Genomic DNA, 24522 nt, shown 5'->3' with positions numbered 1-24522 from the left:
AAGATGGCCAATATGCGTACTTTGACGTTTGATGCCGTAATCGTAGGTGGCGGTGGTGCCGGTATGCGTGCTGCGTTGCAGCTTGCCCAGTCCGGTCAAAAAACCGCTTTGATTTCAAAGGTTTTCCCCACTCGTTCGCATACCGTGTCTGCCCAGGGCGGTATCACTTGTGCTATAGCAAGTGCTGATCCCAATGATGATTGGCGTTGGCATATGTACGATACAGTCAAAGGGTCTGACTATATCGGTGATCAGGATGCGATCGAATACATGTGTAGTGTCGGTCCTGAAGCGGTGTTTGAATTGGATCACATGGGGCTGCCGTTCTCTCGTACAGAAGAAGGTCGTATTTATCAGCGTCCTTTCGGCGGGCAGTCAAAAGGGCCGGACGATCCGACTCAGGCAGCTCGTACCTGTGCCGCTGCAGACCGCACCGGTCATGCGCTTTTGCACACGCTTTATCAGCAGAATGTGCGTTGCAACACCAATTTCTATAATGAATGGTATGCGGCTGATCTGGTTACCAACCAGGATGGTGCGGTAACCGGCGTTATCGCCATTTCGATGGAAACAGGCGAATCTGTATACTTTAAAGCCAAGGCTACCGTGTTTGCTACCGGTGGGTCTGGTCGAATTTATTCCTCTACCACCAACGCGTTGATCAACACCGGCGATGGTGTGGGCATGGCTTTGCGGGCCGGTTTTCCGGTTCAGGATATCGAAATGTGGCAGTTCCACCCAACCGGAATTGCCGGTGCCGGGGTTCTGGTCACCGAAGGTTGTCGGGGTGAAGGCGGCTATTTGGTGAACAAAGATGGCGAGCGCTTTATGGAGCGTTATGCTCCTAATGCGAAAGATTTGGCCGGGCGTGACGTTGTTGCTCGTTCAATGATGCAGGAAATACTGGATGGTCGCGGGTGTGGGCCTGATGGCGATCACGTATACCTGAAGCTGGATCATTTGGGCGAGGAGGTGCTGCATAAGCGTCTGCCCGGTATCTGTGAACTGGCAATAACCTTTGCTGCTTCTGATCCTGTGAAAGTGCCGATCCCTGTGGTGCCAACCTGTCATTATATGATGGGTGGTATTCCAACCAATATTTACGGTCAGGCGATTACCCGTGATTCCGAAGGCAATGACAAGATCGTTGATGGGCTTTACGCCGTGGGTGAGGTGGCATGTGTGTCTGTGCATGGTGCCAACCGTCTGGGTGGTAACTCATTGCTGGATCTTGTGGTATTTGGCCGTGCTGCCGGTATCTTTATTGAGAAAGCGCTGAAAGATGGTGTGGAGCATCGCAACACCTCTGAATCGGATCTGGAGCGTGCTTATAGCCGATTGAATAGACTGGAAGCATCCACCTCGGGTGAAGATGTTGCCGCGCTGCGCAAAGAGCTGCAGACCAACATGCAGAACAACTTCGGTGTATTCCGTAAGGGTGATCTGATGCAGAAAGGCGTTAAGAAGCTGGAAGAGCTGCGTGAGCGAATTGCCAATACCCATCTGGTAGATAAGAGTAGTGCCTTCAATACTGCGCGAGTGGAAGCGCTGGAGCTGGATAACCTGTTGGAAGTGGCGGAAGCTACCGCGATCGCGGCGGAAGGTCGCAAGGAAAGCCGTGGCGCTCACAGCCGCTATGATTTCCCGGATCGTGATGATGAGAACTGGTTGGCCCATTCTCTCTATGATCCCAACACCAAGACATTGTCCAAGCGCGCTGTAAACTTCGCGCCCAAGCAAGTTGAAACATTCCAGCCCAAGGTCAGAACTTATTAAGGTGATTCCCCATGTTGCAGGTTAGTATTTATCGCTACAATCCGGACACAGATGCCGAGCCTTACATGAAGGACTACCAGATCGATACTGGTGGTAAAGACCTGATGGTGCTGGATGTCCTGAATCTGGTTAAAGACAAAGATACCACCATGGCTTATCGTCGCTCTTGTCGCGAAGGCGTGTGTGGTTCAGATGGTATGAACATCAACGGTAAGAACGGTTTGGCGTGTATTACGTCCATTTCCCAGGCGACCGGAGGCAAGGGCAAGTTGGTTTTGCGCCCGCTGCCTGGTTTGCCAGTTGTTCGTGATCTGGTGGTGGACATGACAATGTTCTACACCCAATACGAAAAGATAAAGCCGTATTTGGTTAATAATACGCCAGCCCCAGCCATTGAACGCCTCCAAACTCCAGAAGAGCGAGACAAACTGGACGGCCTTTATGAGTGTATTCTTTGTGCATGCTGCTCCACTTCTTGTCCTTCGTTCTGGTGGAACCCGGATAAGTTCATCGGGCCGGCTGGTTTGTTGCAAGCCTATCGCTTTATTGCAGATAGCCGTGACACGATGACAGAAGAGCGTTTATCTGATCTGGATGATCCGTTCAGTTTGTTCCGTTGTCGCGGAATCATGAATTGTGTGAACGTTTGCCCGAAAGGGTTGAACCCCACCCAGGCAATTGGTCACATCCGTTCTTTGCTGTTGCAACAAGGCACATAAACGTTTGTTTATTGGTCAAAAGTCTATATAATTCAGCGGTCTTGGCCACCTAAGCGATTCCCTTTAGGTGGTCTTGTGAAAAGACGCTACACTTGATGTTGGGAATGCAGGGGTGCCGGTCAACTAATGTTTTGGCACGCTCTGTGAATTTCCTTGCATCCGCCCAAAAAGCGGATGCAGGTTGATTATTAAACCTTAGGGCTATCGGTAAAACCGAACTATCTGGAAGCGCATTTGGCTCAACCCGCCAGTCGCACACCTAACATGTATTAACGTGTCTGTTGCTGATTCGCGTCTTCGCAGGTAGTGTCCTAGATCGACACGGTGATCTGCAATGGATGATAGTTTGATGTATCGGCAATGGAGTACGTCGCACCTTTCAGGTTCGAATGCTACTTATGTCGAAGAGCTATACGAAGCTTATCTGAAAGACCCCAATTCTGTGCCGGAACAATGGCGCGATAACTTCGACAAACTCCCCCGCGTAAATGGAACTGAAAGTGACGTTCCACACTCTACGATTCGAGAACATTTCCTTTATCTCGCCAAGAATAAGAATCGGGTTCAACCCTTATCCGTTAGCAGTGTTTCTTCCGAGCATGAAAAGAAGCAAGTAAAGGTTCTGCAGCTGATAACCGGTTATCGGGTTCGTGGACATCAGAAAGCCAAGCTTGATCCATTGAACATCATGGAGCGTGAATCCGTTCCGGATCTGGAGCTTACCCATCACGGCTTATCCGGTGCTGATCTTGATACTACGTTCCAAACCGGCAACGTGTTCCTGGGCAGAGAAGAAGCCACGCTCAGGGAGATTGTCGATGCGCTTGAAAAAACTTACTGTACCAGTATCGGTGTGGAATATATGCACATCGTTGATACAGCAGAGAAGCGCTGGATCCAACAGCGAATGGAAAGCGTAAGATCCCATCCTAATTACAGTGCCGATGTCAAAACCCATTTGCTGGAGCGTTTGATCGCCGCAGAAGGGCTTGAGCGAATGTTGGCGACGAAATATCCAGGCACCAAGCGATTTGGCCTTGAAGGCGGCGAAAGTTTAATCCCCTGTCTGGACGAGATCGTTCAGCGGGCCGGAAGTTATGGCGCTAAAGAGCTGGTAATTGGCATGGCGCACCGGGGCCGTCTCAACGTTCTGGTTAACATTCTGGGTAAAAATCCTGCCGAACTGTTCAGTGAGTTCGAAGGCCTCAAGAAAAATGAAGTGGGTTCCGGTGACGTTAAGTATCACCAAGGTTTTTCTTCCAATGTCATGACCCCCGGCGGTGAGTTGCATTTGGCTCTGGCATTTAACCCGTCGCACCTGGAGATAGTTTCTCCGGTTGTGGAAGGCTCTGTACGCGCACGCCAGGATCGCCGCAAAGACAAAAAAGGGGACAAAGTCGTACCGGTTCTGATTCACGGCGATGCTGCATTTGCCGGGCAGGGCGTGGTGATGGAAACCTTCCAGATGTCGCAGACCCGTGGTTACAAAACGGGTGGTACATTACATATTATCGTGAACAATCAGGTTGGTTTTACCACCAGCAACCGGCACGATGCCCGTTCGACGGAATACTGTACCGACATCGCAAAAATGGTTCAGGCACCGATATTTCACGTTAACGGCGATGACCCGGAAGCCGTGCTGTTTGTCACGCAGATGGCAATTGATTTCCGTCAGCAGTTTAAGAAAGACGTGGTTATAGATCTGATTTGTTATCGTGCTCGAGGTCACAATGAGGCTGACGAACCCTCAATAACCCAACCAATGATGTATTCGGTGATTCGCGAAAAGAAAAACCCTCGCGAAATTTATTCCAATAAGTTGGTTGAGCAGGGAGCGTTCGAAGAGCAAAGAATCGCTACCATGATGGATGACTATCGTAGCGCTCTAGACAACGGTCAGCATGTGGTTAAGTCGTTGGTCAAAAAGCCAAACACAGAGTTGTTCGTGGATTGGGCACCCTACATCGGTCACGATTATGAAGCCTATTACGATACCAGCGTCGATGTGAAGGTTATCCACGATCTCGCTCAGAAGTTAAGCCTGGTACCGGATGGCTTTGCGGTGCAACGACAGGTTTCAAAGATCCGTGAAGACCGCTTGAAAATGGCCGCCGGCGCGTTGTCCATAGATTGGGGTTTTGCCGAAACGATGGCTTACGCGACCTTGCTTGATCAGGGTTTCCCGGTGCGACTTACCGGGCAGGATGTAGGCAGGGGAACTTTCTCCCATCGTCACGCGGTGATGCATAACCAGAAAGAACCTGGAATTCACGTACCGCTTAAAACAATCCCTGCGAAAGGAATTCGTTTTGATCTGTACGATTCGCTGCTGTCAGAAGAAGCGGTGCTTGCATTCGAATACGGCTATTCCACAACATCTCCTGGGGGGCTGGTTATCTGGGAGGCCCAGTTTGGTGACTTCGCTAATGGCGCCCAAGTTGTTATCGACCAGTTTATTTCCTCCGGTGAGCATAAATGGATGCGCTTATGCGGTTTGACCATGCTGCTACCTCATGGATACGAAGGGCAGGGGCCGGAGCATTCTTCTGCCAGGTTAGAGCGTTTCCTGCAATTATGTGCAGAGCACAACATGCAAGTATGCGTTCCTTCTACGCCTGCTCAGGTGTACCACATGTTGCGTCGCCAGGCGATACGCCCTTTGCGTAAACCTCTTATCGTAATGTCACCCAAGAGCCTGCTGCGACACAAACTGGCAAAATCCAGTTTGGATGAATTGGCCAATGGCCATTTCAAGGTTGTATTGGACGATGCGTGGGAACACGATCCAAAACAAATTGAACGTGTGATTCTGTGCAGCGGTAAGGTTTATTACGATCTATTTGAGTATCGGGCGCATCACGACATCAAGAACACACTGATTCTTCGGGTCGAGCAATTATATCCTTTCCCTGAACAGGAAATGCTGGCGATGCTGAAGCCATACAGCAAAATCAAGCATGCTGTTTGGTGTCAGGAAGAACCCATGAACCAGGGTGCCTGGTATTGCAGTCAGCATCACATGAGACATGTTTTCCACACCATCAGCCCGAATCTGTTGTTGCAGTACGCCGGTCGTGGTGGGTCTGCAGCTCCTGCGGCTGGCTATATGTCGCTTCACCTTGAAGAACAAAATCGGCTTGTTGAAACCGCTTTCAACATATAAACCAAAACAGACTAGTAGCAAACCCAGTATTTGGTTGTGAAGAAATTGGTAATAAAGGAACACAAATGACAACTGAAATTAAAGCTCCACAATTTCCAGAGGCGGTTGCAGACGGTACAGTAGCGACTTGGCATAAAAAGCCCGGTGAGGCCATTTCTCGCGATGAGCTTTTGGTAGATATCGAAACAGATAAAGTGGTGTTGGAAGTAGTCGCACCTCACGATGGTGTTGTCGGAAAAATTCTGAAGAATGAAGGTGACACGGTATTAAGCCAGGAGTTGGTGGGCTATCTGGAAGAAGGTAGTGGAGCAGCAGCTTCTGAGCCTGCCGCACCGGCTCAGGAAACTGCTGCGCCAGCCGCAGAAGCCGATGCTGGTAAAGTTGAAGATGGTTGGGGCCCTGCGGTACGCAAGCTGATATCAGAAAACAACCTCGATCCCAGTAAGATCAAAGGCACCGGTAAAGGTGGCCGCATTACAAAAGAAGATGTGCTCAATCACCTCAAAGGTGGTGCTGCAAAAGCAGCTGTTGCTGAATCTGCACCCAAGACTGAAACGTCAGCCGCTCCGATGCCAGCCGGGGCTGCCTCCGGCATCAACTTTGGTGATCGTGAAGAACGACGAGTTCCGATGACTCGTTTGCGCGCCAGGGTTGCCGAACGACTGCTTGCTGCACAGCATAATTCAGCCATGCTGACTACGTTTAACGAAGTCAACATGAAGCCTGTAATGGAGATGCGTAAGAACTACAAAGATATGTTCGAAAAAGCGCACGGTCATCGCTTGGGCTTCATGTCGTTCTTTACCATGGCTGCTACCGAAGCTCTGAAGAAATACCCCTCAGTGAATGCATCTATTGACGATAACGACATCGTCTACCACGGTTACTACGATATCGGCGTAGCCGTTTCTACCGAGCGTGGTTTGGTTGTGCCTATATTGCGCGATGTGGACAAGATGGGCTTTGCGGAAATCGAAGGCAAAATCGTTGAATACGGTAACAAGGCTCAGTCGGGCAAGCTCTCGCTGGAAGACATGACTGGCGGCACGTTCACAATATCTAACGGCGGGGTTTTCGGCTCTCTTTGGTCCACTCCAATTTTGAATCCACCGCAAACCGCCATTCTTGGTATGCACAAAATTCAAGAGCGTCCAATGGCTGTTAACGGCAAAGTTGAAATTCTACCAATGATGTATCTGGCGCTCTCCTACGATCACCGCCTGATTGACGGCAAGGAAGCAGTGCAGTTCCTTGTAGCTATCAAAGAGCTATTGGAAGATCCAGCTCGCATGCTGTTGGACCTGTAATATTATTTTGAGCGCTCACATTGGTGGGCGCGTTCACAAATTCATGCAGAATGATTAATGGGAAATTGTCATGGCTAAGTCGTTTGATGTCGTTGTAATCGGTGGTGGCCCAGGGGGTTATGCTGCCGCAATCAAAGCTGCCCATCTTGGTTTAAATGCCGCCTGTATTGACATGTATATCAACAAGGATGGTAAACCATCTCTGGGTGGCACCTGTGCCAATGTAGGCTGTATTCCTTCCAAGGCATTATTGGATTCTTCTTGGAAGTATCATGAAGCACAGGAAGGGCTTGCGGTACACGGCATTGATGTAAAAAGCGTTAAAATGAACGTTGCTGAAATGATTAAGCGCAAAGATGCCATCGTTAAAAGGCAGGCCGATGGTGTGGCTATGTTGCTGAAAGCAAATGGTGTAACCTGGTTGCAGGGGCGAGGTAAATTATTGTCTGGAAAGCAGGTGGAATTTACCCCCCACGAAGGTGAAGTTGAGGTGCTTCAGGCAGAAAATGTGATCCTGGCGGCTGGCTCTGAACCGATAAAATTGCCAATGGCACCATTGCATGATGGTCTTGTGGTTGATAATTCCGGAGCACTTGAGTTCACTCAGGTACCCAAAAAGCTGGGTGTTATCGGCGCGGGCATCATTGGCTTGGAGCTGGGTAGCGTGTGGAGTCGCTTGGGTTCTGAAGTTGTAGTGCTGGAAGCTATGGATACCTTTTTACCTATGGTTGATCGCCAGGTTGGCAAAGAGCTGCTGAAAAACCTGAAAGCTCAGAATATTGATGTTCGTCTTTCTGCTCGCGTTACTGGAACCAAAGTTGAAAAGAACAAGGTAACGGTTGAGTTCAGTGATTCTGAAAGCGATCAATCAATGGTGGTTGATAAATTGATTGTTGCAGTTGGACGTCGTCCTTATACCGAAGAATTATTCTCTGCCGATAGTGGTGTTAACCTGGATGAGCGCGGTTTTATATTTGTTAATCAAAGCTGTGCTACGGATGTTCCTGGCGTGTACGCGATAGGTGATATTGTTCGTGGCCCGGCACTGGCTCATAAAGCGACTGAAGAAGGTGTGATGGTTGCGGAAATCATCAGTGGGCATAACACAGCAATTAATTACGACTGTATTCCTTCTGTTGTTTATACACATCCAGAGGTTGCCTGGGCTGGCGTAACAGAAGAGCAGGTTAAAGCCAGTGGTGATGCCTACAAAACCGGTGTGTTTGCCTTCGCTGCCAATGGGCGGGCCGCCGCCGCCAACGAAACCGGTGGTTTCGTTAAGGTTATTTCCGATGAGAATACAGACCGAGTGCTTGGAGTTCACATAGTTGGGCCGCAGGCGTCTGAAATTATCATGCAGGCTATTATTGCCATGGAGTTTGGTGCTAGCACCGAGGATCTCCAAATGATGGTGTTCGCGCATCCCGGGTTGTCTGAAGTGTTCCATGAGGCTTGTTTGGATGTTGACGGTAAGGCCATTCACTCGGCCAAGCGCAAACGTAAGAAGTAACAATGAAGTTTTAAAGTTTGATAGGGTTAGGGAGACTTAACCCTATCTTTTTTGCTGGACTACGACTGTTCAGACAGTAGGCAGATTAACGTCTACTTCGCGCAATTCGCGCAAACTGGTGCGAGGGAAAATAATCGCGTCATGCATGTTTAACGTGGATGTTCCACACAAAATCAGATCGATGGTGAGCCAATGAACTTACATGAGTATCAAGCCAAGCAGTTGTTCGCTCAGTACGGCCTGCCTGTTTCCAAGGGTATTGCAGCGAGCACTCCCCATGAAGCAGCAGAAGCCGCTGACGTGATCGGGGGTAATCGCTGGGTTGTTAAAGCACAGGTACACGCAGGGGGGCGTGGTAAAGCGGGTGGCGTTAAGCTGGTCAGCTCTAAAGAGGAAATTATCGAGTTTGCGAAAGCAAAGCTTGGTACCAACCTGGTAACGTATCAGACTGACGCGAAAGGCCAGCCTGTTAATAAGATTCTTGTCGAAACCTGCACAGACATCGATCAAGAGCTGTATCTGGGAGCGGTCGTGGATCGTGCTACCCGTCGCGTTGTGTTTATGGCGTCGACCGAAGGTGGTGTTGAGATCGAGAAGGTTGCTGAAGAAACGCCAGAGAAAATTCTCAAGGCAGAGATTGATCCGCTGATCGGTGCTCAGCCATATCAAGCGCGTAATCTGGGCTACCAGTTGGGCCTGACTAATGATCAGGTTAAACAGTTCACCAAAATTTTCATGGGGCTGGCAAAGCTGTTCGAAGAGAAAGACATTTCTTTGATCGAAGTTAACCCTCTGGTTATCACGTCAGAAGGTAATCTGCATTGCCTGGATGCCAAGTTGGTTATTGATGGTAATGCTGTGTTGCGTCACCCAGATGTTGCGGATATGTATGATCCATCTCAAGAAGACGAGCGTGAGCGTCGTGCTGCTGAATGGGATCTGAACTATGTTGCGCTGGAAGGCAATATCGGCTGCATGGTGAATGGCGCCGGTTTGGCCATGGCCACCATGGATCTGATCAAACTGAAAGGTGGCCAGCCAGCTAACTTCCTAGATGTTGGCGGCGGTGCTACTAAAGAGCGTGTGACTGAAGCGTTCAAAATCATTTTGTCTGATGACAGCGTGGAAGCGGTGTTGGTTAACATATTCGGCGGTATTGTTCGTTGTGACTTGATTGCTGAAGGTGTTATTGGGGCCGTGCAGGAAGTTGGTGTTAAGGTTCCTGTTGTTGTTCGCCTTGAAGGTAATAACGCAGAGCTTGGTGCCAAGATCTTGTCAGAAAGTGGTATGAACATTATTGCAGCAACCGGTTTCAACGATGCTGCTGAAAAAGTCGTTGCATCGGTGAAGTGAGAGGGTAATCATGAGCGTTTTAATTAACAAAGACACTAAAGTCATCTGCCAGGGTTTCACTGGTGCTCAAGGTACCTTGCACAGCACTCAAGCAATTGAGTACGGTACTAAAATGGTTGGCGGTGTAACACCCGGCAAGGGCGGTACCGAGCACTTGGGTTTGCCAGTGTTCAATACCGTGGCAGAAGCAAAAGCAGCCACTGACTGTGATGCAACTGTGATTTATGTGCCTGCTGCGTTCTGTAAGGATTCCATCTTGGAAGCGGCAGATGCTGGCATCCCTTTGATCGTCTGTATTACTGAAGGCATTCCTGTTTTGGATATGCTTTACGTGAAAGAATATGTGACTCAGAAAGGCCTGCGTCTTATCGGTCCTAACTGCCCTGGTATCATCACTCCTGGAGAGTGCAAAATCGGTATCATGCCTGGCCATATCCATCAGCCTGGCAAAGTCGGTATTGTATCTCGTTCTGGTACACTGACTTATGAAGCAGTTAACCAAACTACTGCCCTAGGTTTTGGTCAGAGCACCTGTATTGGTATTGGCGGAGACCCGATCCCAGGTACTACCTTTATTGATGCATTGGCTTTGTTACAGGAAGATCCGCAAACCGAAGCGATCATCATGGTTGGTGAGATCGGTGGAACAGCAGAAGAAGAAGCTGCTGAGTTCATCAAGAATAACGTAACCAAGCCTGTTGTATCTTATATCGCTGGTGTGACTGCTCCTGCTGGAAAGCGTATGGGCCACGCCGGTGCTATTATCGCTGGTGGTAAAGGTACAGCCGATGATAAGTTTGCTGCATTGCAAGCTGCTGGCGTTAAAACAGTTCGTAACCCCTCCGAGATGGGTGTTGCGCTGAAAGAGTTGACCGGCTGGTAATACGGCCTTTTAACTTGATCAATAAGAACCGGCTGCGGGAAACTGTTAGCCGGTTTTTTATTTTAGAGATATTTGAGACAATGTCTCCACCTGCCGTGAGGCAGCTACCAATTTCTTAATAATGTATTGCTTGCGCACTGACTACGAGACCAAATATGGGATACCAACACAAACCGTTCGACACTGAATTGCTCTCTGAGGCGCAACTTTGGAAACTGACAGCGCCCTTAAGGACGTACTTCAGTCCAAAATTTTATGGGTTGGATAAGTTGGATCCAAACAAGCCGACTTTACTTGTGGGTAATCACACAATATATGGTGTAGTGGATGTGCCGGTTTTTTTGGCACAGATTTATCGAGAGCGAGGGGTTCTGGTTCGTGCGTTAGCGGATCATCAGCATTACGATATACCCTTGTGGCGTAACATGCTGGACAAGACCGGAGGGGTAGAGGGGACTCGTGAAAATTGCTCGGAGTTAATGAAGTTGGGCGAGCATATTTTGGTGTTCCCCGGCGGCGCCAGAGAAGTGAGTAAACGAAAGGGTGAGCAGTATCAGCTGACATGGAAGCGTCGTACGGGCTTTTGCAGCATGGCTATCCAGCATGGCTATAATATATTGCCGTTCGCCGCTGTTGGCCCGGATGATATGTACGACATTCTACTGGATGCTGATGATATCGTTCAGTCGCCCTTGGGTAAGCTGTTAAAAAGAACCGGCTTGCTGGAAAGGAAAGGTTTACTACGCGGTGGCGATATTATCATGCCGATTACCCGTGGCTTGGGGTTAACCTCTCTGCCTCGCCCGGAGCGTTTTTATTTTGCCATCGGTGATGAAATTGATGTTTCCGAACTTAAGGGGAGCGAGAACGATCAAGACGTTTTGTTTGAGTTGCGGGATAAAGTGGCCTTTTCAATTCAGGATCTGATCGGAGAACTGCTGTCCATTCGAGAGAATGATGTCGATAAAGGTATTTTGCGCAGAATTCTTACCCGCCTGTAGTAGAGGAATGCCATTGATCGAAGTTCCTGATGTTTTCGTATAGGTCTGCTACGCTCATGGGCTTACCGTAATAGTAGCCCTGTACGAAATCACACTGATTTTCTTTTAGGAAGTCTGCTTGTTCAATGATCTCAACCCCTTCTGCCACTACGCGCAGGCCTAGCTTGTGAGCCATTGCAATTACTGCGCTGGTGATTTCCATATCATCCTTGTCCTTGGGAATGTCCATGACAAAGGAGCGATCCACTTTAAGAACGTGAATCGGCAGTCGTTTCAAGTAATTCAGAGATGAATATCCCGTACCAAAGTCGTCAATGGCCAGGATGATGCCGAGTTGTTTCAACATGTTCAGTGTGGCAATGGTTGAGTCCACATTCTCCATCAACAGACTTTCTGTGATCTCCACCTCCAGTTGCTGACTTTCGATTCCTGTCGTTGAAATCAGATCACTTATGACGGTAACCAGGTTTGCATCATGGAACTGTCGTGGCGATATGTTCACCGCTACATGACCATCTTTTGGTAACAGTCCGCGTTCGGTAAATTGTTTAATGTGCTGGCAGGCGCTGCGTAACACCCACTCGCCTAATGGCAGAATCAAGCCGGAATCTTCTGCAACAGGAATGAAATCTGACGGGGGTATAAATCCCTTTTCAGGATGTATCCAACGCAACAGTGCCTCATAGCCGATCAGTTTTCCGGTGTTTAAATCGACTTGAGGTTGATAGTAAAGTTCGAACTGATCCTGTTGCAGCGCTATGCGCAGTTCTGCTTCCATTGCCAGCTGACGAGTGAGCTCTACATTCATTTCATCGGAGAAGAACTGATAGTTGTCCCGGCCTCTCGCTTTTGCGCGATACATTGCCAGATCCGCGTTCTTCATAAGCGCATTTGCATCTTCGGCATCCTTCAGGCCAACGCTGATACCAATGCTGGTGGTGATGATGACCTCTAAACCAGTCAGCCTTATTGGCACCTTGAGTACATCAAGCACTTTACGAGCGATCGCATCCGCTTCGTGATCGGTATGTATTTCCGGCACCAGTATGGTAAATTCGTCCCCACCCATACGAGCAACAGTATCACCTGGTCTGGTACAGAATCTAAGTCTGTGGGCAATGGCTTTGAGCAGTTCATCGCCTTGATCGTGGCCCATTGTGTCGTTTATTTTCTTGAAATGATCAATGTCCAAGAAGAGCAGGGCGATCATCGCTCCTTCACGCTCTGCGTGCTTGATGGCCTTCTCTAATCTGTTACGGAATAGGTGCCGATTGGCCAGTTTTGTAAGGGGGTCGTACAGTGCCAGTTGCTCTAACTGTAGTTGAACGGATTTCAGCTCTGATATGTCCGACAGGCTGCCCAGGTAGCCTGTAATCTCACCGTTTCCTTCGTATAATGGTTTTGCATGGCATATTACGTTTACGTCTTCGCCATCATCCCGGAGCATTCTGTACTCCATCCGGAACTCGCCACCTTTCTCCAGTGAGTCGCGCCACTTGGAGAGCACTTGGAATCGCTCTTCCGGGTGCAAGGTTTTTATCCAAGATTCTTGTGTCAGGTGGATATCGTATATATTGGTGATCTCACGCCAGCGGGCGTTCACGTAGGTATACTGGCCGTCCTCATCAGTTTGAAATACACCAATGGGAGATGAAGCCGTAAGTGTGCGGAAGCGCTCTTCGCTGTCTCTGAGTGCTACGTTGTCGTGTTCTATTTTTGCAACCATTCCGTTGAATGCATCGACCAAGTTACCCAACTCATCTTCTGTTGTTTTATCCGCTCGCAATGAGTAATTATCGGACTGTCGAATCTTGATGGCGGTATCTTGTAGTTTTCTGATTGGGACAGTTACAAAAGCCTGTAGACGCACGGCAAGCAGGAAGGTAAAAAACAGGGTGATGATGATGATGATGATACTGGTGGTAATGTGGAGGAACATGGTTTCACGCAGATCGCCTTGGTCTATCAGTAGATACAGCGTACCGATAACGGCATCATCAAAAATTACCGGCTCTCTGACTTCCTGAAACAGATCAACCTTGTTCGGTACAAACTCCGGTAGGTTTGCTGAACATCGGTGTAGGTTGTAGGAATTACGTTTGAAGGAGGCGAACAGGGCGTCATTTGCATCATATAGGCATGCCATGGTGATGGCCTTATGTGCATCGAGAGAGGCCAGGTTGTCGGTCGCACTTTCTTGATCCAGGAATTCCAGTGCTACGGTGCTTCGATCTGCCAGGATGGTGGCAATAACCCGAAATTCCTGATCGGCTTTTTTATGAGCGCTTTGATAATCGTACAGTGAAAAGAATACACCGGATGTTGTCAGGGCCAGTGTGCTGGTGATCATGGCAATCATGATGGTTTTGAAGCGCAGAGACATGGAGCTTATATAACGCATTATTCTTGCTCCTCGGCTCGGTAAACTTTTCGGGCTATTTCCAACAGTGGGGCCCGAATATTCACATTTTTATTCTGTGTATTGTTAAGGTTTATCTCTATTGTGACATGATTGTTATCATCGATCACAAATCCTATGTCTCCGGCCTGTTTGGCAAACGCGTTGGTTTCACCAACAATAACGGTATTTTCCAGAGGTGATGCCAAAACTCTGCTTACATCGGATCGAGATATATTTTTGGTAATGAACAAGATGTGGCAATCGTCTGCATTTTGATCAACGCTACGACGGCTGGTTGTAATGAGGCGATTTTTTGAGCGTTTTTGTTCCAGTTGCTTAAGTGCGTTAGATGCTGGAATACTGCCCATAATACAGATCTTATAAGGCTCTTCGTGCTCACCCTGCTCAGCTGGTGGCCAATTTATAAACTTGGTGAAATTGTATAGGTATACCAGTTTCAGCGTGTACTCGTCCGGAGCGGCACTGAAGACATCTTTACACATCATTAAGCCAAAGCAGAATAGCAGAGCTTTCAGTGATAATTTATGCCCCAAGCAATTACATACTTTCAATGTATTCTGTCCGTGTTTGGGGCCTTGGCCAGACTTTTGGATCGCGAAGCAGCATCCCAGCCCTCTTTACTAGCTATCCGTTCAAGTTTAATTGCAATCTCACATTTTGCAAATTTTACAATGGGTTACATTAGATATTGAAGTTTGTTGACGTTGATTTTTGTAGCGTCAGTCAATTCCTTCTGTCATCAAGGCTTGTATCTCTAAAATGGTTTCTTTTAACTGGGGTTTTGTGAATCTGGGCCAGGCGTGTAGCGCACCAAGCAGACCGTAGTATGCAATTTTTCCAAGCTTTCGGCCTCTTGTTTCGTCCTTTACCAGCTGAACGTAAACCGCAGTGATATAACCCAAGCGTATTCTGTCAACTCGCTCTACATGCTGTTGCACCGTCTCGTTGGTAAATGCCCATTGTCGCATGGCTATTTCCAGTTCAGCGTCGGTATTCCATGCGGATTCGAGCAGCACGCTCATTTTCAGCTTTAAATCGATGTCCTGCTGCAGCGCTCTGGCGAGAATGTCAGTGGTTTGGGTGCGTTCCCAATATTGCAGTATCAGAGCAATCAGTTCATCCATATTGGTGAAATGGTGATAGAACGAGCCCCGCGTAACGTCCAACCTACGGGCTATTTTTTCACCTGACACCCCAGTTGGGCCATACTCTTTAAGTTGATTGACACCAGCGGCGACCCAATCGGCCCTAGTTAATTTCGCCATAGAATCTCATTAATAGAAAACATACAGGGTTGTATTGTTTGTTTTACACTCCTATTCTGAGCAAATCAACAGACTGTTGAGTCACTGAGTGTTGCTGTCGTTATCACAATAAAAATCGGGAGACGAAGATGACTGTATCTACTACCTTGCATGAAAGTGAGTTTGGCAAAGCAAAGCCGATCCCCGGTGATCCGGGCTTGCCGTTGCTTGGGTATACCCTTCACTCGATGCTTGATCCTTTAGGCTTCTCCCGTAAGCGCTACGATAAATACGGTGAGATAAGCTGGAGCAATACCTTCGGTACTCGCATGGTCAGTATGTTTGGTCCAGATGCGAACCAGTTTGTGTTTCAAAATCGAGGCGATCTGTTTTCCAACAGCCAGGGTTGGGATTTCTTCATTGGCAAGTTCTTTCGCCGCGGCATCATGCTGCTGGATTTTGAAGAGCATCGGCACCATCGCAGAATCATGCAGAACGCGTTTAAAAAACCGGTATTGGTGCAATATCTTGATGAAATGAATCATCCGATCGAACGCGGAATCCAAAAGTGGTTGCCGCAAGATGATTTCTTTGTGCTGACTGCAATCAAAAAGCTGACGCTGGATCTTGCTACCGAAGTCTTCATGGGTGAAAAGCTTGGCTCGGAAGCAAGTGTACTGAACAAAGCATTTGTCGATACTGTACGTGCAGGGTCTTCAGTGGTTCGGTATCCGGTTCCTGGCGGACGTTGGAGTAAGGGGCTCAAGGGGCGCAAAGTTCTTGAAGCCTATTTCATGTCGAAGATAGCGGAGAAGCGTGCATCAACCGGTAACGATCTGTTCAGTCAGTTGTGTCGCGCAGAGACTGAAGACGGTCAGAAGTTCAGTGATGATGATGTAGTTAATCATATGATATTTCTGATGATGGCGGCCCACGACACTTCAACCATCACTTTGTGCACAATGTTCTATCACCTTGCAAAGAATCCTGAATGGCAGGAGAAGTTGCGCCAAGAAAGCATCGCGCTGGGTAAAGGGCATCTTGAACACGATGATCTTGATAAGATGGAAGGGATGACCAAGGTAATGAAGGAGGCTTTGCGCTTATGCGCTCCGGTTCCCTCTGTGCCTCGCCGAACGGTAAAAGATGTTGTGTATAAAAACACTCTGATTCCGAAAGACAGTTTGGTGGTGGTTTCGCCTTATTTCACCCACTATATGCCAGAATACTGGAAGAATCCCAAGCAGTTCGATCCTGATCGCTTTGCCGAGGATCGCCGTGAGGATAAAGTCCACCCTTATGCATGGGTGCCCTTTGGTGGCGGCGCGCACATGTGCATCGGGCTGCATTTTGCTGATCTGCAGGTGAAGGCAATACTGCACCAAATATTGCTGCGTTTTAAATGGTCTGTAGACCCAGGTTATACAATGCCCGTGGATATGACCTCATTACCTGTGCCAGGCGACAAGCTACCGGTAAGGTTGGAATTCATTTAAAGGTGGCCCATTAACAGAGGGAGAGGGTTGGTTCTTCCTCTGGTTTCTCGCTGGTGGCGAGATCGATCAGTATTTCTTTCTTCTCATAGACCTTGGCAATACGTTTGCCATCCCAGTGATACACCAGCCACTTGCTCTGCACTGGCAGTGATATCGCGGTGGGCCGAAATGCGGCGATGCACTCACCGTTAGGTTTGCGCACGGAGGGGTAGAGCAAGCCGTAGCATTCGGTGGCTCTTAATTTTGCCCCAAACAACTGAGCCGATGCGTATTGCTCTGGATCGGGCTGCATGTATTGCGCGAATCGGCTGTGACGCAGGTCGATAAGCGGTTTTTCAACAGTGCCTTTATATACGCGCACATCCACTTCGCATGCTGGTTCAGCGGTGTATTCCAAAAAGCGCTCTCGGTGGTAGACGGTTTCCCTGATGGCGGTTTCCAGATCTCGAGCTGCGTAATAGACTCCGTAGTTGCCGTTGGTAAAACGGCTGGCGTAACCGGTATGGGTGAATGCAGCCATTACCACGCTTGCACCTGGGCCACTGACTCGATCCCGCAGAGCTACATGACTGAGCTCTCCCACTTGATCCATTAAACGTTCATTGGTAAGCGATTCAATTTCGAAGGCTTCCTCCATCAGTTCTGGTGGGGTAAAGCGCTCGAAGAAATTGATGGGGGGGAACTTGGTTGGAATGATCCGATATTGAGGCCCTTCAACCCAGACTTCCTTGTAGTGATCTTCCATTAATGTCCCCGCTCACCATCCAGAAAGCGGCGCACATCACTAAGATCGGTAACTCGCCCTTTCAGCATGACATCCAAGGCCGATTGCCCACCAAATAACGGTGCCACATTGGGCTTTTTAACCCATTCGGCTGCACGTTGGTTATTAGGTAAGAGAATGTTGAGGGCTTTATATATGCCCATGATATAAGAGACTCGCTCAAGGGTGTCCTGGGGCAATTTTACTGGCCTCATGGACTTGCCGTCGGCGAACTCTTTCATACGATAAAAGCTGCTTTTTGCCGGGTTGCCAAGCAGTATCATCTGTTCTTTGCTGCTCAAGCCCCATTCATCGGTAATGCCGAAGAAATTGAGTAAAGCGGCTGCGCTGATACGATCTTCACGGTTTTCGTAACTGTGTTGGGTTGCAGTGCTCGTATGCATAGGGCCATCTCCAGGGGAGTTAGCCCACAGTATAGCGTCCATAATGGGAAAATATCAATATAAATTCCATTTTGGGGCTACCTGTCTTTGCTGGCCAGCCCCTCAAGCTTCATACCAATAAGAGCTGCTTTAACCAGTTTCCAAGGGCTCTTAGTGAACTGGGCGGCAATCAGCCGATCAAAAAGCACATATTTGGATCTTGTGTATGGATACCAATTTGGTTCGATTTTGCTGCTATTTGTATCAATCAGGATGGATTTGGAGCAGGTGTAGCCTAGCAGGCCTTCGACGCCTTTTTGCCGACCGTAGCCGCTGTTTTTGGTGCCACCGAAGGGTAAACCTGGATTACCCTCGGTCAGCATGACATTGTTAATGGACACCGCACCACATTCCAGCATGCGTGCCACTCTATTGGCGCGCTTTAAGTCGGCACTCCAAACACTGGCGCTGAGTCCAAATTCAGTGTCATTGGAGAGCCGGATAACTTCTTCTTCGGTGCTAAACGGCATTATCGGGATGAGTGGCCCAAAGGTTTCTTCCTTTGTCACCGACATGCTGCTGTCTACATTCGTTATCAATGTTGGCAAGTAGAACAGTTCATTTTCATCCAATGGTGAACCCCCTGTCAGGATATGCGCACCTTTGGCGCGGGCATCCTGAACCTGGGCATGTACGATATCCAGTTGGAAGTCAGCGGTCATGCCGCCGATATCTGCGTTACCGGCATCGCCGCTGTTGATGACCAGCCTGTCGATTTCCTGTTGAGCCATTTCAACGAATTCATCGTAGATCCGTTGTTGTACATAAACCCTTTCCACTGAGCTGCAGGATTGGCCTGCGTTGGTCAGCGCTCCCCAAATAACGCCTTTCACGGCTCTGCGTAGATTTACATCCTCAAAGACGATGGCCTGATCCTTTCCACCCAGCTCAAGGTCAACCGCAATCAATGCGTTAGCACACTGGCTTAATATTTTACGCCCAGTACGCGCGCTACCGGTGAAGAACACTTTCGCTGGCTTTTGGTCTATGAGGCGTTGGGCAGTAACACCGGTGCCATACACAACCTGAATGCTTTGCTGCAGTATTGGATCGATACTGAACAGCTTTTCAAACAGCCCTTGCATGGGGGTCAGTTCGGAAGGCTTGAATACAACTGCGTTACCGCAAACGTAGGCTGCGAGAATGGAGGTTAATCCGATATGCAGCGGATAATTCCAAGGGGCGATAACCAACACTGTGCCCAGCGGGGCGTGGATAATTCTGGATTTTTTGCCCAGCAGGGTGATAGGTGTAGATACTTTCTTATCTTTTAAGACAGATTTTGCATTGTGCAGAAGCCACTCAAAATTATCCAGCACACCCAACACTTCTGAAACCAGCGCGTCAGTACGGGATTTGCGTGTTTCCCTGCACAGTACATCAATGATTTCATCCCGATTCTGAACAATATAATCTATAAGTTTTCGAACACTGTCGAGGCGCACATCGAGTGTGAGCTTGTCCAATCGTTGTTTGGCGAGCCTGGCTTGCACAAAAATATCTGCAGCTTGTGATTCGGATATGTCATCCACAAGGGCGAACGTTTGATCGGGTTGTTGCTGGGTTGTATTGGTTTGGTTCATATCTTAAAGATCCGATGTGTTGCATGTCAGGTTGAAATCAATCACATCCAGCGGGTTGGCGCTCTTACTAAAACCCTGTTTGCCAGAATAATAAAGGCTGATGACGACGCCTTTTATACCTATATTCAACTTTCTCATTAGTGGGGCAATATAGCTTGGAAAGCGTTCTGCATTGTCTGCCATATTGATGATCAATTTAACAATGGATGTTGGTGCATAGTGGCAAGCAAGGAGTAGATAGCCAAAGTCTCGAATATCATCCTTATGGGCGCTGCTCATCGCAGTGTCTACCGCTGCAATGCATCCACATTCGGAGAACGAGGGAAAGCCGTTGCCCCCTGGTAGCATGATGTCACCAATCTTTCTCAGCCCGTGCAGCTGATTTTGAGTGAACAGCTTAGAGATATGATCGCTCATGACGTGGCTTGCTCCTGTAGGCTTGCGTTGGCCCGATTGATACCGCAGTCAGCTAATATGGATTGGCTTGCTCGATGGGAAAGTGCCATGACTGACAGGGAAGGGTTGATGCCTGGGGCATTAGGAAATATTGAAGAGTCAGCTATATAGAGATTGGGGTGATCCTGTACCTGAAAGCTTTCGTTAACCACGCAATGATTTGGATTGGTGCCGATTGCGCAGCCCCCCATTAAATGCAAACCGATCTGTAGCGGTGAAGTCATCACTTCTTTAGCGCCAAGATCTTCAAATATATCCTGCACCAGCGCATTACCATTACTGGCTCGTTGTCGGTCTGCATCTGATAGCGGTTTGTTGATTACAAGGCGATCACGATTGTCTAATGTCATCGTGCCCGGGTCTTGATCTCGCACAGCTACTTCAATACAGCTCATATTGCGGTACTGGGCCATAAAGCGTTGATGATCGAATCCGTATCCTGGCTTTAACAAGCCGATGGCGATGGGGCCGGCAAACACATTCTCTAATTTAAACCCGGCTTTGCGAAAACGAGCATCTGAGGACTTAACGGTTTGGAACGCCCCTTTATGCGAATCTATGACATCATTAAAAAGTGCCACCGTCATCCATTGAGGATGGCAATGAAAGCCTTTGCCCAAGGCTGGCAGTTTATCTTGGAGCTGTGATCGTAACAGCAACTCGGTGGTACCCAAGGCACCACTGGCCAATATCACTTTTCGGCTATAGAAAGTGGTTGCTTTGTTGCCTTGATAGCCGGAAACCGCTACAAAAGAAGGGCCATGAATGACTTCTCTTGCCAGAAATTCCGATTGAATAGTGAGCCCTGCCTGCTCCGCTTTTGGCAGAAAGGTTTCAAGCATACTTTGCTTTGAGCGTCGAGGACACCCGCCAAGACACTGCATGCAATCATTACCTTCACCGCAGTTACTCTGCCCTCTACGTAATGGGGCCCATTCAAAGCCTTTATTCTCAAAGCCTTTTACGTAAAGTTCAGCGTTCTTGTTCCAATCTTTCTGTTCCATGCTGTGCAGAGTTAGATTGGATTCAACAGCATCGTAATGTTTGGCCATGATTTTACTGTTGAAAAACTTAATACCTGATTGGGTCTGCCAGCTATCCAACGCATCATCATCAAATCGATCTAATAAACACTGATTGATAACAGTGCCACCACCGACAACCTTACCTCGAATAAACAGGGTGGATGCATCGGCGCTGGCATCCATTCCTCCGTTCCACATCAGGTTTGCGTTAGCATCGAGCTCATTATCAGGAAAGCTGGCAGCGCTAAAACGTTTGCCTGCTTCCAGCATCAATACGTCAGCGCCCGCACGAGTCAGTTCATGGGCGATTACAGAGCCAGATGCGCCTGAGCCGATGATGATAAAATCATGTATTTTGTTCATAGTTGTTCCTTTGCTGGCGTGGATTCACATGAATACCCAGCCATTACCTCGGTAAGTATTGACCTCATCAATAACTTTGCCCGCGCGAATTAAATGCATGGTGTTGAAATGCTCACACAGCTCGCCCGCTTTGGCGTGCCTGAAAAATACCGGATCCCCCAGTTTCAGTGGTTGCTTGGTTTGGCCGGTATGCAGCGGTGTCTGAACTTCACCAGTGCCTTCGTTGCTATCCAACTTTAGACCGACAGGCAGATAGGGGCTGGGCATTTTGATCCTTTCGGCATTACCCGATGCAACATAACCTCCACCATTACAGGTGACGATTTTAGAGGCGGGTTGCCTTGCCACGGTAGTAACAAATCCAGCAGCAGGTTGCAGTTGAAAATTAGTGTAAAAGTCAAAAAGGTGGGAACAATAGAAACCACTACCAATGGTCACTTCATTCACCAATGGTTCTTCGATAGTTGATTCAACGCTGCCGGTTCCACCGCCGTTAACCAAGGTGATATTGGCACCGGCGTTGATCAAAGCCCATATGGTTTCGGTGCGGCGTTCCTCAATAATGGGTAATGAGCGTTTTTTTAAATACCGTACGATATGATTTTGTATGAGTTTACCTGGGATATTGTCACCTAAGCCTGCGATCTGTGCTTCATAGCCCATCAGCCCACACAGATTTATGTTTTTTAGGTCGGCAATTTTATGATAAAGCTTAAGCGCATCATTAGGGGTTTTTATACAGGAGCGGTGCACACCAAAGTTCAGCATAGGGAAGGGCACCGACATATCCAGGTCAATGCATACATTGGCGATTACGCCCCGTTCACCGGCCAGGGTGTTGAGCAGGGTCACATGTTCGAGCTTATCTACCATAAAGTATATTTTGGCGGGCTTTGTGGTGGCTGTAAGTGCCGACACAATGCTCTCAGCGCAGAGGCTTGGATAGGCAATCAGAAGATCGTCAAAACCTTCCTCTGCCAACCAGGCCGCTTCTTTAGGGTGGTAGCACATGATGCCGTTGAATTGCTCACTGCTGTTGAGGATGTAGCGCAGAAGGTGCACACAGCGAACGGATTTAGAAGCAATCCTGATTGAACGATTCTTTGCTCGCTTAAGGTTGGTCTTAATGTTTTGGTCCAGACGATCCATGTCAACCCAGGCTAACGGCTTGGTGATGCCGTTTAACGCATTGGAATACTGCTGATATAGGCTCATTGGTTTCGTTCTTTATAGTTGTTATGGAACGATGGTACCATAATGATTTATAGAAGAAAGCACTATTTCTGTGAGGCTTCTGCCTGTTTTGCCAAAATGGCCACTATACCCCCACAGATTACCAATGCCATTCCCATCAGAGACTTCGAATCAGGTGTGTGATCCCAAAATATCCAGCCGAGCAGTCCGGCGAACACAACTCCAAAATAGGTTAGGGGAGCGATGGCGTTGGCGGGTGCGTGAGTATACGCGTGGTTGTAGAGCTTCATGGTGATAAATATGGAGACACCAACGAACAGCAGGGCAGGCACAGCTTTTATTGGGATGGGGGTATAGTTGGCAAGGGCTAGTGGCGTGCTGAGCACCAGCGAAATAAGAAAGTAGTAGAACAGAATTCTATTGGAGGGCTCCGATGCGGCCAGCTCCCGAGTGTAGATCATAGATATGGCTAATGTGACCCCGGACAAGAACCCCACTCCGTGCCACATGCTGATGTTTTGACCTTCAGGTTTGAGTATAAAAAGAACCCCAGCAAACCCCACTAATATGCCGATTGCCCCTTGTAGCCCGATGCGGTTACCGAATAAAAAGAACGTAAAAAAAGGGACACAGATGGGAGCTGTGTTGCGCAGCAGCGATGCGTCTACCAGGGGTATCTTGCCGATCGCCACATAGAACGTGTAAAAACAAGCCCAGCCTGCCACGCCGCGAATAAGGTGTGCTTTTGGAAACTCGGTGGCCAGGCCTTTTAGGCCGGTGCGGCTAACCCACGGCAGCAGTGTTACCAGGCAAATTAAGTACTGGGTGCAGACCACTAAGCTGGCATCCATGTACCCAGTAAGGTATTTGGTGGCGGCGGCAGCCATGGTGGCCACCAAAGATGTCAGGATAGCGAACAGTGTAGCGGTACGAAGGTTGGTCTGGCGGCCTGACACGGTAATCCTTGCTTAAACTGATCTAAACATTTGCTATTATTGCAAATAATTTAATCAAGCGGGCAAACTTCCTTGCATACCATCATTCTATTCGATCTGACTTTAGTAGACTCTCTGGCGTTTGCCTGGTTTCTGCTGTGCTGGATTGGTTATACCCAATACTCTGAACGCACAGCATCCCGCAAAAACTGCCTGTCCAGTGTGCTGCATATTCAACGCTGCGGTTGGATGCGCGAAATGCTGGATCGTGAGAATCGAGTGGCTGATGCCTCTTTGTTGGCTAATCTGGAGCGTAACGTTTCTTTCTTCGCATCCTCTACACTCATCATACTGGCAGGTATTCTGACGGTATTGGGTGCTACTGATCGAGTGATGTCGCTGTCCGAGGCATTGCCATTCACCTATAAGGCTTCAAAAGTGGCGTGGGAGCTGAAACTGTTTCTATTGATGGCGATATTCGTATATGCATTCTTTAAATTCAGTTGGGCGCTGCGTCAATATGGGTTTGCCTCGGTGGTAATTGGTATGGCTCCCGGGGCATCTAAAGTGGATGTTGTGGATAAAGCAGCATTTGCCAAAAGTGCCGCGCGCGTGGTGTCGCGGGCAGCCTATGCATTCAACCTGGGGTTGCGATCTTACTATTTTGGCTTGGCGTTTCTGTTATGGTTTATCAACCCTTGGATTTTCATGGTTACTACCGCCTGGGTGGTTGGTGTATTGTACCGCAGGGAGTTCCACTCCAAAGCGTTGAAAGCGTTGTTAAACACGAACAAAGCCATAGTTGGTGGAGAGAGTCTGTGAGCGAAGAAAACAAGCCGAAGAGACCGTTCAACCTGGAGAAAGGTCTGAATCTGTTTCTAAA

At 48.5% G+C, this 24522-nt stretch carries 20 protein-coding genes; 10 read left to right on the top strand and 10 right to left on the bottom strand.

Annotated elements, in window-relative coordinates; translation table 11 throughout:
* Positions 1 to 3 precede the first annotated feature (3 nt).
* From sdhA to Kalk_RS01925, 8 genes are all read left to right on the top strand, one after another.
* Entirely contained in the window at positions 4 to 1776 is a 1773-nt protein-coding gene (gene sdhA, locus Kalk_RS01960) for a succinate dehydrogenase flavoprotein subunit (RefSeq protein ID WP_101892606.1), read from the top strand.
* 11 nt (positions 1777 to 1787) lie between these two features.
* Entirely contained in the window at positions 1788 to 2495 is a 708-nt protein-coding gene (locus tag Kalk_RS01955) for a succinate dehydrogenase iron-sulfur subunit (protein WP_101892605.1), read from the top strand.
* 334 nt (positions 2496 to 2829) lie between these two features.
* The gene (locus Kalk_RS01950; RefSeq protein ID WP_101892604.1) at positions 2830 to 5661 is read left to right on the top strand and encodes a 2-oxoglutarate dehydrogenase E1 component; all 2832 of its coding nucleotides are present in this window, start codon (positions 2830 to 2832) and stop codon (positions 5659 to 5661) included.
* A gap of 65 nt (positions 5662 to 5726) precedes the next feature.
* Complete coding sequence (odhB, locus tag Kalk_RS01945) at positions 5727 to 6968, top strand: 2-oxoglutarate dehydrogenase complex dihydrolipoyllysine-residue succinyltransferase (protein WP_101892603.1); 1242 nt, start codon at positions 5727 to 5729, stop codon at positions 6966 to 6968.
* 70 nt (positions 6969 to 7038) lie between these two features.
* The gene (gene lpdA / locus Kalk_RS01940; protein WP_101892602.1) at positions 7039 to 8478 is read left to right on the top strand and encodes a dihydrolipoyl dehydrogenase; all 1440 of its coding nucleotides are present in this window, start codon (positions 7039 to 7041) and stop codon (positions 8476 to 8478) included.
* 192 nt (positions 8479 to 8670) lie between these two features.
* Positions 8671 to 9831: an ADP-forming succinate--CoA ligase subunit beta gene (sucC, locus tag Kalk_RS01935; protein ID WP_101892601.1), complete on the top strand. Its 1161-nt coding sequence runs from the start codon at positions 8671 to 8673 to the stop codon at positions 9829 to 9831.
* A 10-nt stretch (positions 9832 to 9841) separates the two neighbouring features.
* Positions 9842 to 10714, top strand: a complete 873-nt coding sequence (sucD, locus tag Kalk_RS01930) for a succinate--CoA ligase subunit alpha (RefSeq protein ID WP_101892600.1) — start codon at positions 9842 to 9844, stop codon at positions 10712 to 10714.
* Between the two features lie 155 nt (positions 10715 to 10869).
* Positions 10870 to 11715 carry a lysophospholipid acyltransferase family protein gene (locus Kalk_RS01925; RefSeq protein ID WP_101892599.1) on the top strand — a complete coding sequence of 282 codons (846 nt, stop codon included), beginning with the start codon at positions 10870 to 10872 and terminating at the stop codon, positions 11713 to 11715.
* On the opposite strand, the gene Kalk_RS01920 is transcribed toward Kalk_RS01925, so the two are convergent.
* The 3 genes from Kalk_RS01920 to Kalk_RS01910 form a co-directional block, all read right to left on the bottom strand.
* Positions 11702 to 14116 (bottom strand): bifunctional diguanylate cyclase/phosphodiesterase, encoded by a 2415-nt coding sequence (locus tag Kalk_RS01920; RefSeq protein ID WP_101892598.1) that lies wholly within the window; start codon positions 14114 to 14116, stop codon positions 11702 to 11704. The two genes, Kalk_RS01925 and Kalk_RS01920, sit on opposite strands and share 14 nt — an antisense overlap.
* Positions 14116 to 14619, bottom strand: coding sequence for a YfiR family protein (locus Kalk_RS01915; protein WP_233716927.1), 504 nt, complete (start codon positions 14617 to 14619; stop codon positions 14116 to 14118). The genes Kalk_RS01920 and Kalk_RS01915 overlap by 1 nt, the downstream gene beginning before the upstream one ends.
* Before the next feature lie 237 nt (positions 14620 to 14856).
* A complete protein-coding gene (locus tag Kalk_RS01910) occupies positions 14857 to 15402 on the bottom strand; it encodes a TetR/AcrR family transcriptional regulator (protein ID WP_101892596.1) in 546 nt (181 codons plus the stop codon).
* Between the two features lie 128 nt (positions 15403 to 15530).
* On the opposite strand from Kalk_RS01910, the gene Kalk_RS01905 reads away from it, so the two are divergent.
* Positions 15531 to 16877 carry a cytochrome P450 gene (locus Kalk_RS01905; RefSeq protein WP_101892595.1) on the top strand — a complete coding sequence of 449 codons (1347 nt, stop codon included), beginning with the start codon at positions 15531 to 15533 and terminating at the stop codon, positions 16875 to 16877.
* Between the two features lie 10 nt (positions 16878 to 16887).
* Here the strand turns inward: Kalk_RS01905 and Kalk_RS01900 are convergent, their stop codons facing one another.
* The 7 genes from Kalk_RS01900 to Kalk_RS01870 all read right to left on the bottom strand — a co-directional run bounded on the left by Kalk_RS01900 (position 16888) and on the right by Kalk_RS01870 (position 23660).
* The gene (locus tag Kalk_RS01900; protein WP_101892594.1) at positions 16888 to 17622 is read right to left on the bottom strand and encodes an RES family NAD+ phosphorylase; all 735 of its coding nucleotides are present in this window, start codon (positions 17620 to 17622) and stop codon (positions 16888 to 16890) included.
* The gene (locus tag Kalk_RS01895; RefSeq protein WP_101892593.1) at positions 17622 to 18044 is read right to left on the bottom strand and encodes an MbcA/ParS/Xre antitoxin family protein; all 423 of its coding nucleotides are present in this window, start codon (positions 18042 to 18044) and stop codon (positions 17622 to 17624) included. The genes Kalk_RS01900 and Kalk_RS01895 overlap by 1 nt, the downstream gene beginning before the upstream one ends.
* Positions 18045 to 18121: 77 nt before the next feature.
* Positions 18122 to 19666 carry an aldehyde dehydrogenase family protein gene (locus tag Kalk_RS01890; protein ID WP_101892592.1) on the bottom strand — a complete coding sequence of 515 codons (1545 nt, stop codon included), beginning with the start codon at positions 19664 to 19666 and terminating at the stop codon, positions 18122 to 18124.
* 3 nt (positions 19667 to 19669) lie between these two features.
* The gene (locus Kalk_RS01885; RefSeq protein ID WP_101892591.1) at positions 19670 to 20083 is read right to left on the bottom strand and encodes a hypothetical protein; all 414 of its coding nucleotides are present in this window, start codon (positions 20081 to 20083) and stop codon (positions 19670 to 19672) included.
* The gene (locus Kalk_RS01880) at positions 20080 to 21510 is read right to left on the bottom strand and encodes a GMC family oxidoreductase N-terminal domain-containing protein (protein WP_101892590.1); all 1431 of its coding nucleotides are present in this window, start codon (positions 21508 to 21510) and stop codon (positions 20080 to 20082) included. Before Kalk_RS01880 ends, Kalk_RS01885 begins: the two co-directional genes overlap by 4 nt.
* Before the next feature lie 24 nt (positions 21511 to 21534).
* Positions 21535 to 22725 (bottom strand): alanine racemase, encoded by a 1191-nt coding sequence (locus Kalk_RS01875; RefSeq protein WP_101892589.1) that lies wholly within the window; start codon positions 22723 to 22725, stop codon positions 21535 to 21537.
* Positions 22726 to 22787: 62 nt separating this feature from the next.
* A complete protein-coding gene (locus Kalk_RS01870; protein ID WP_233716787.1) occupies positions 22788 to 23660 on the bottom strand; it encodes a DMT family transporter in 873 nt (290 codons plus the stop codon).
* Positions 23661 to 23741: 81 nt separating this feature from the next.
* Between Kalk_RS01870 and Kalk_RS01865 the strand changes: the two genes are divergently transcribed.
* On the top strand, positions 23742 to 24461 hold the full coding sequence (locus Kalk_RS01865) for a DUF599 domain-containing protein (protein WP_101896174.1): 720 nt from the start codon (positions 23742 to 23744) through the stop codon (positions 24459 to 24461).
* Positions 24462 to 24522 lie beyond the last annotated feature (61 nt).

Origin of the sequence: Ketobacter alkanivorans (assembly GCF_002863865.1) — a bacterium.
Taxonomy (GTDB): domain Bacteria; phylum Pseudomonadota; class Gammaproteobacteria; order Pseudomonadales; family Ketobacteraceae; genus Ketobacter; species Ketobacter alkanivorans.
The sequence above is the reverse complement of the archived record's forward strand: the minus strand, read 5'-3'. Positions and strand labels throughout refer to the sequence as shown.

What these genes read in the sequence shown, in the direction of transcription:
- sdhA (WP_101892606.1), top strand. Translation starts at nt 4, where the DNA reads ATGGCCAATATGCGTACTTTGACGTTTGATGCCGTAATCGTAGGTGGC.
- Kalk_RS01955 (WP_101892605.1), top strand. Translation starts at nt 1,788, where the DNA reads ATGTTGCAGGTTAGTATTTATCGCTACAATCCGGACACAGATGCCGAG.
- Kalk_RS01950 (WP_101892604.1), top strand. Translation starts at nt 2,830, where the DNA reads ATGGATGATAGTTTGATGTATCGGCAATGGAGTACGTCGCACCTTTCA.
- odhB (WP_101892603.1), top strand. Translation starts at nt 5,727, where the DNA reads ATGACAACTGAAATTAAAGCTCCACAATTTCCAGAGGCGGTTGCAGAC.
- lpdA (WP_101892602.1), top strand. Translation starts at nt 7,039, where the DNA reads ATGGCTAAGTCGTTTGATGTCGTTGTAATCGGTGGTGGCCCAGGGGGT.
- sucC (WP_101892601.1), top strand. Translation starts at nt 8,671, where the DNA reads ATGAACTTACATGAGTATCAAGCCAAGCAGTTGTTCGCTCAGTACGGC.
- sucD (WP_101892600.1), top strand. Translation starts at nt 9,842, where the DNA reads ATGAGCGTTTTAATTAACAAAGACACTAAAGTCATCTGCCAGGGTTTC.
- Kalk_RS01925 (WP_101892599.1), top strand. Translation starts at nt 10,870, where the DNA reads ATGGGATACCAACACAAACCGTTCGACACTGAATTGCTCTCTGAGGCG.
- Kalk_RS01920 (WP_101892598.1), bottom strand. Translation starts at nt 14,116, where the DNA reads ATGCGTTATATAAGCTCCATGTCTCTGCGCTTCAAAACCATCATGATT.
- Kalk_RS01915 (WP_233716927.1), bottom strand. Translation starts at nt 14,619, where the DNA reads ATGTGTAAAGATGTCTTCAGTGCCGCTCCGGACGAGTACACGCTGAAA.
- Kalk_RS01910 (WP_101892596.1), bottom strand. Translation starts at nt 15,402, where the DNA reads ATGGCGAAATTAACTAGGGCCGATTGGGTCGCCGCTGGTGTCAATCAA.
- Kalk_RS01905 (WP_101892595.1), top strand. Translation starts at nt 15,531, where the DNA reads ATGACTGTATCTACTACCTTGCATGAAAGTGAGTTTGGCAAAGCAAAG.
- Kalk_RS01900 (WP_101892594.1), bottom strand. Translation starts at nt 17,622, where the DNA reads ATGGAAGATCACTACAAGGAAGTCTGGGTTGAAGGGCCTCAATATCGG.
- Kalk_RS01895 (WP_101892593.1), bottom strand. Translation starts at nt 18,044, where the DNA reads ATGCATACGAGCACTGCAACCCAACACAGTTACGAAAACCGTGAAGAT.
- Kalk_RS01890 (WP_101892592.1), bottom strand. Translation starts at nt 19,666, where the DNA reads ATGAACCAAACCAATACAACCCAGCAACAACCCGATCAAACGTTCGCC.
- Kalk_RS01885 (WP_101892591.1), bottom strand. Translation starts at nt 20,083, where the DNA reads ATGAGCGATCATATCTCTAAGCTGTTCACTCAAAATCAGCTGCACGGG.
- Kalk_RS01880 (WP_101892590.1), bottom strand. Translation starts at nt 21,510, where the DNA reads ATGAACAAAATACATGATTTTATCATCATCGGCTCAGGCGCATCTGGC.
- Kalk_RS01875 (WP_101892589.1), bottom strand. Translation starts at nt 22,725, where the DNA reads ATGAGCCTATATCAGCAGTATTCCAATGCGTTAAACGGCATCACCAAG.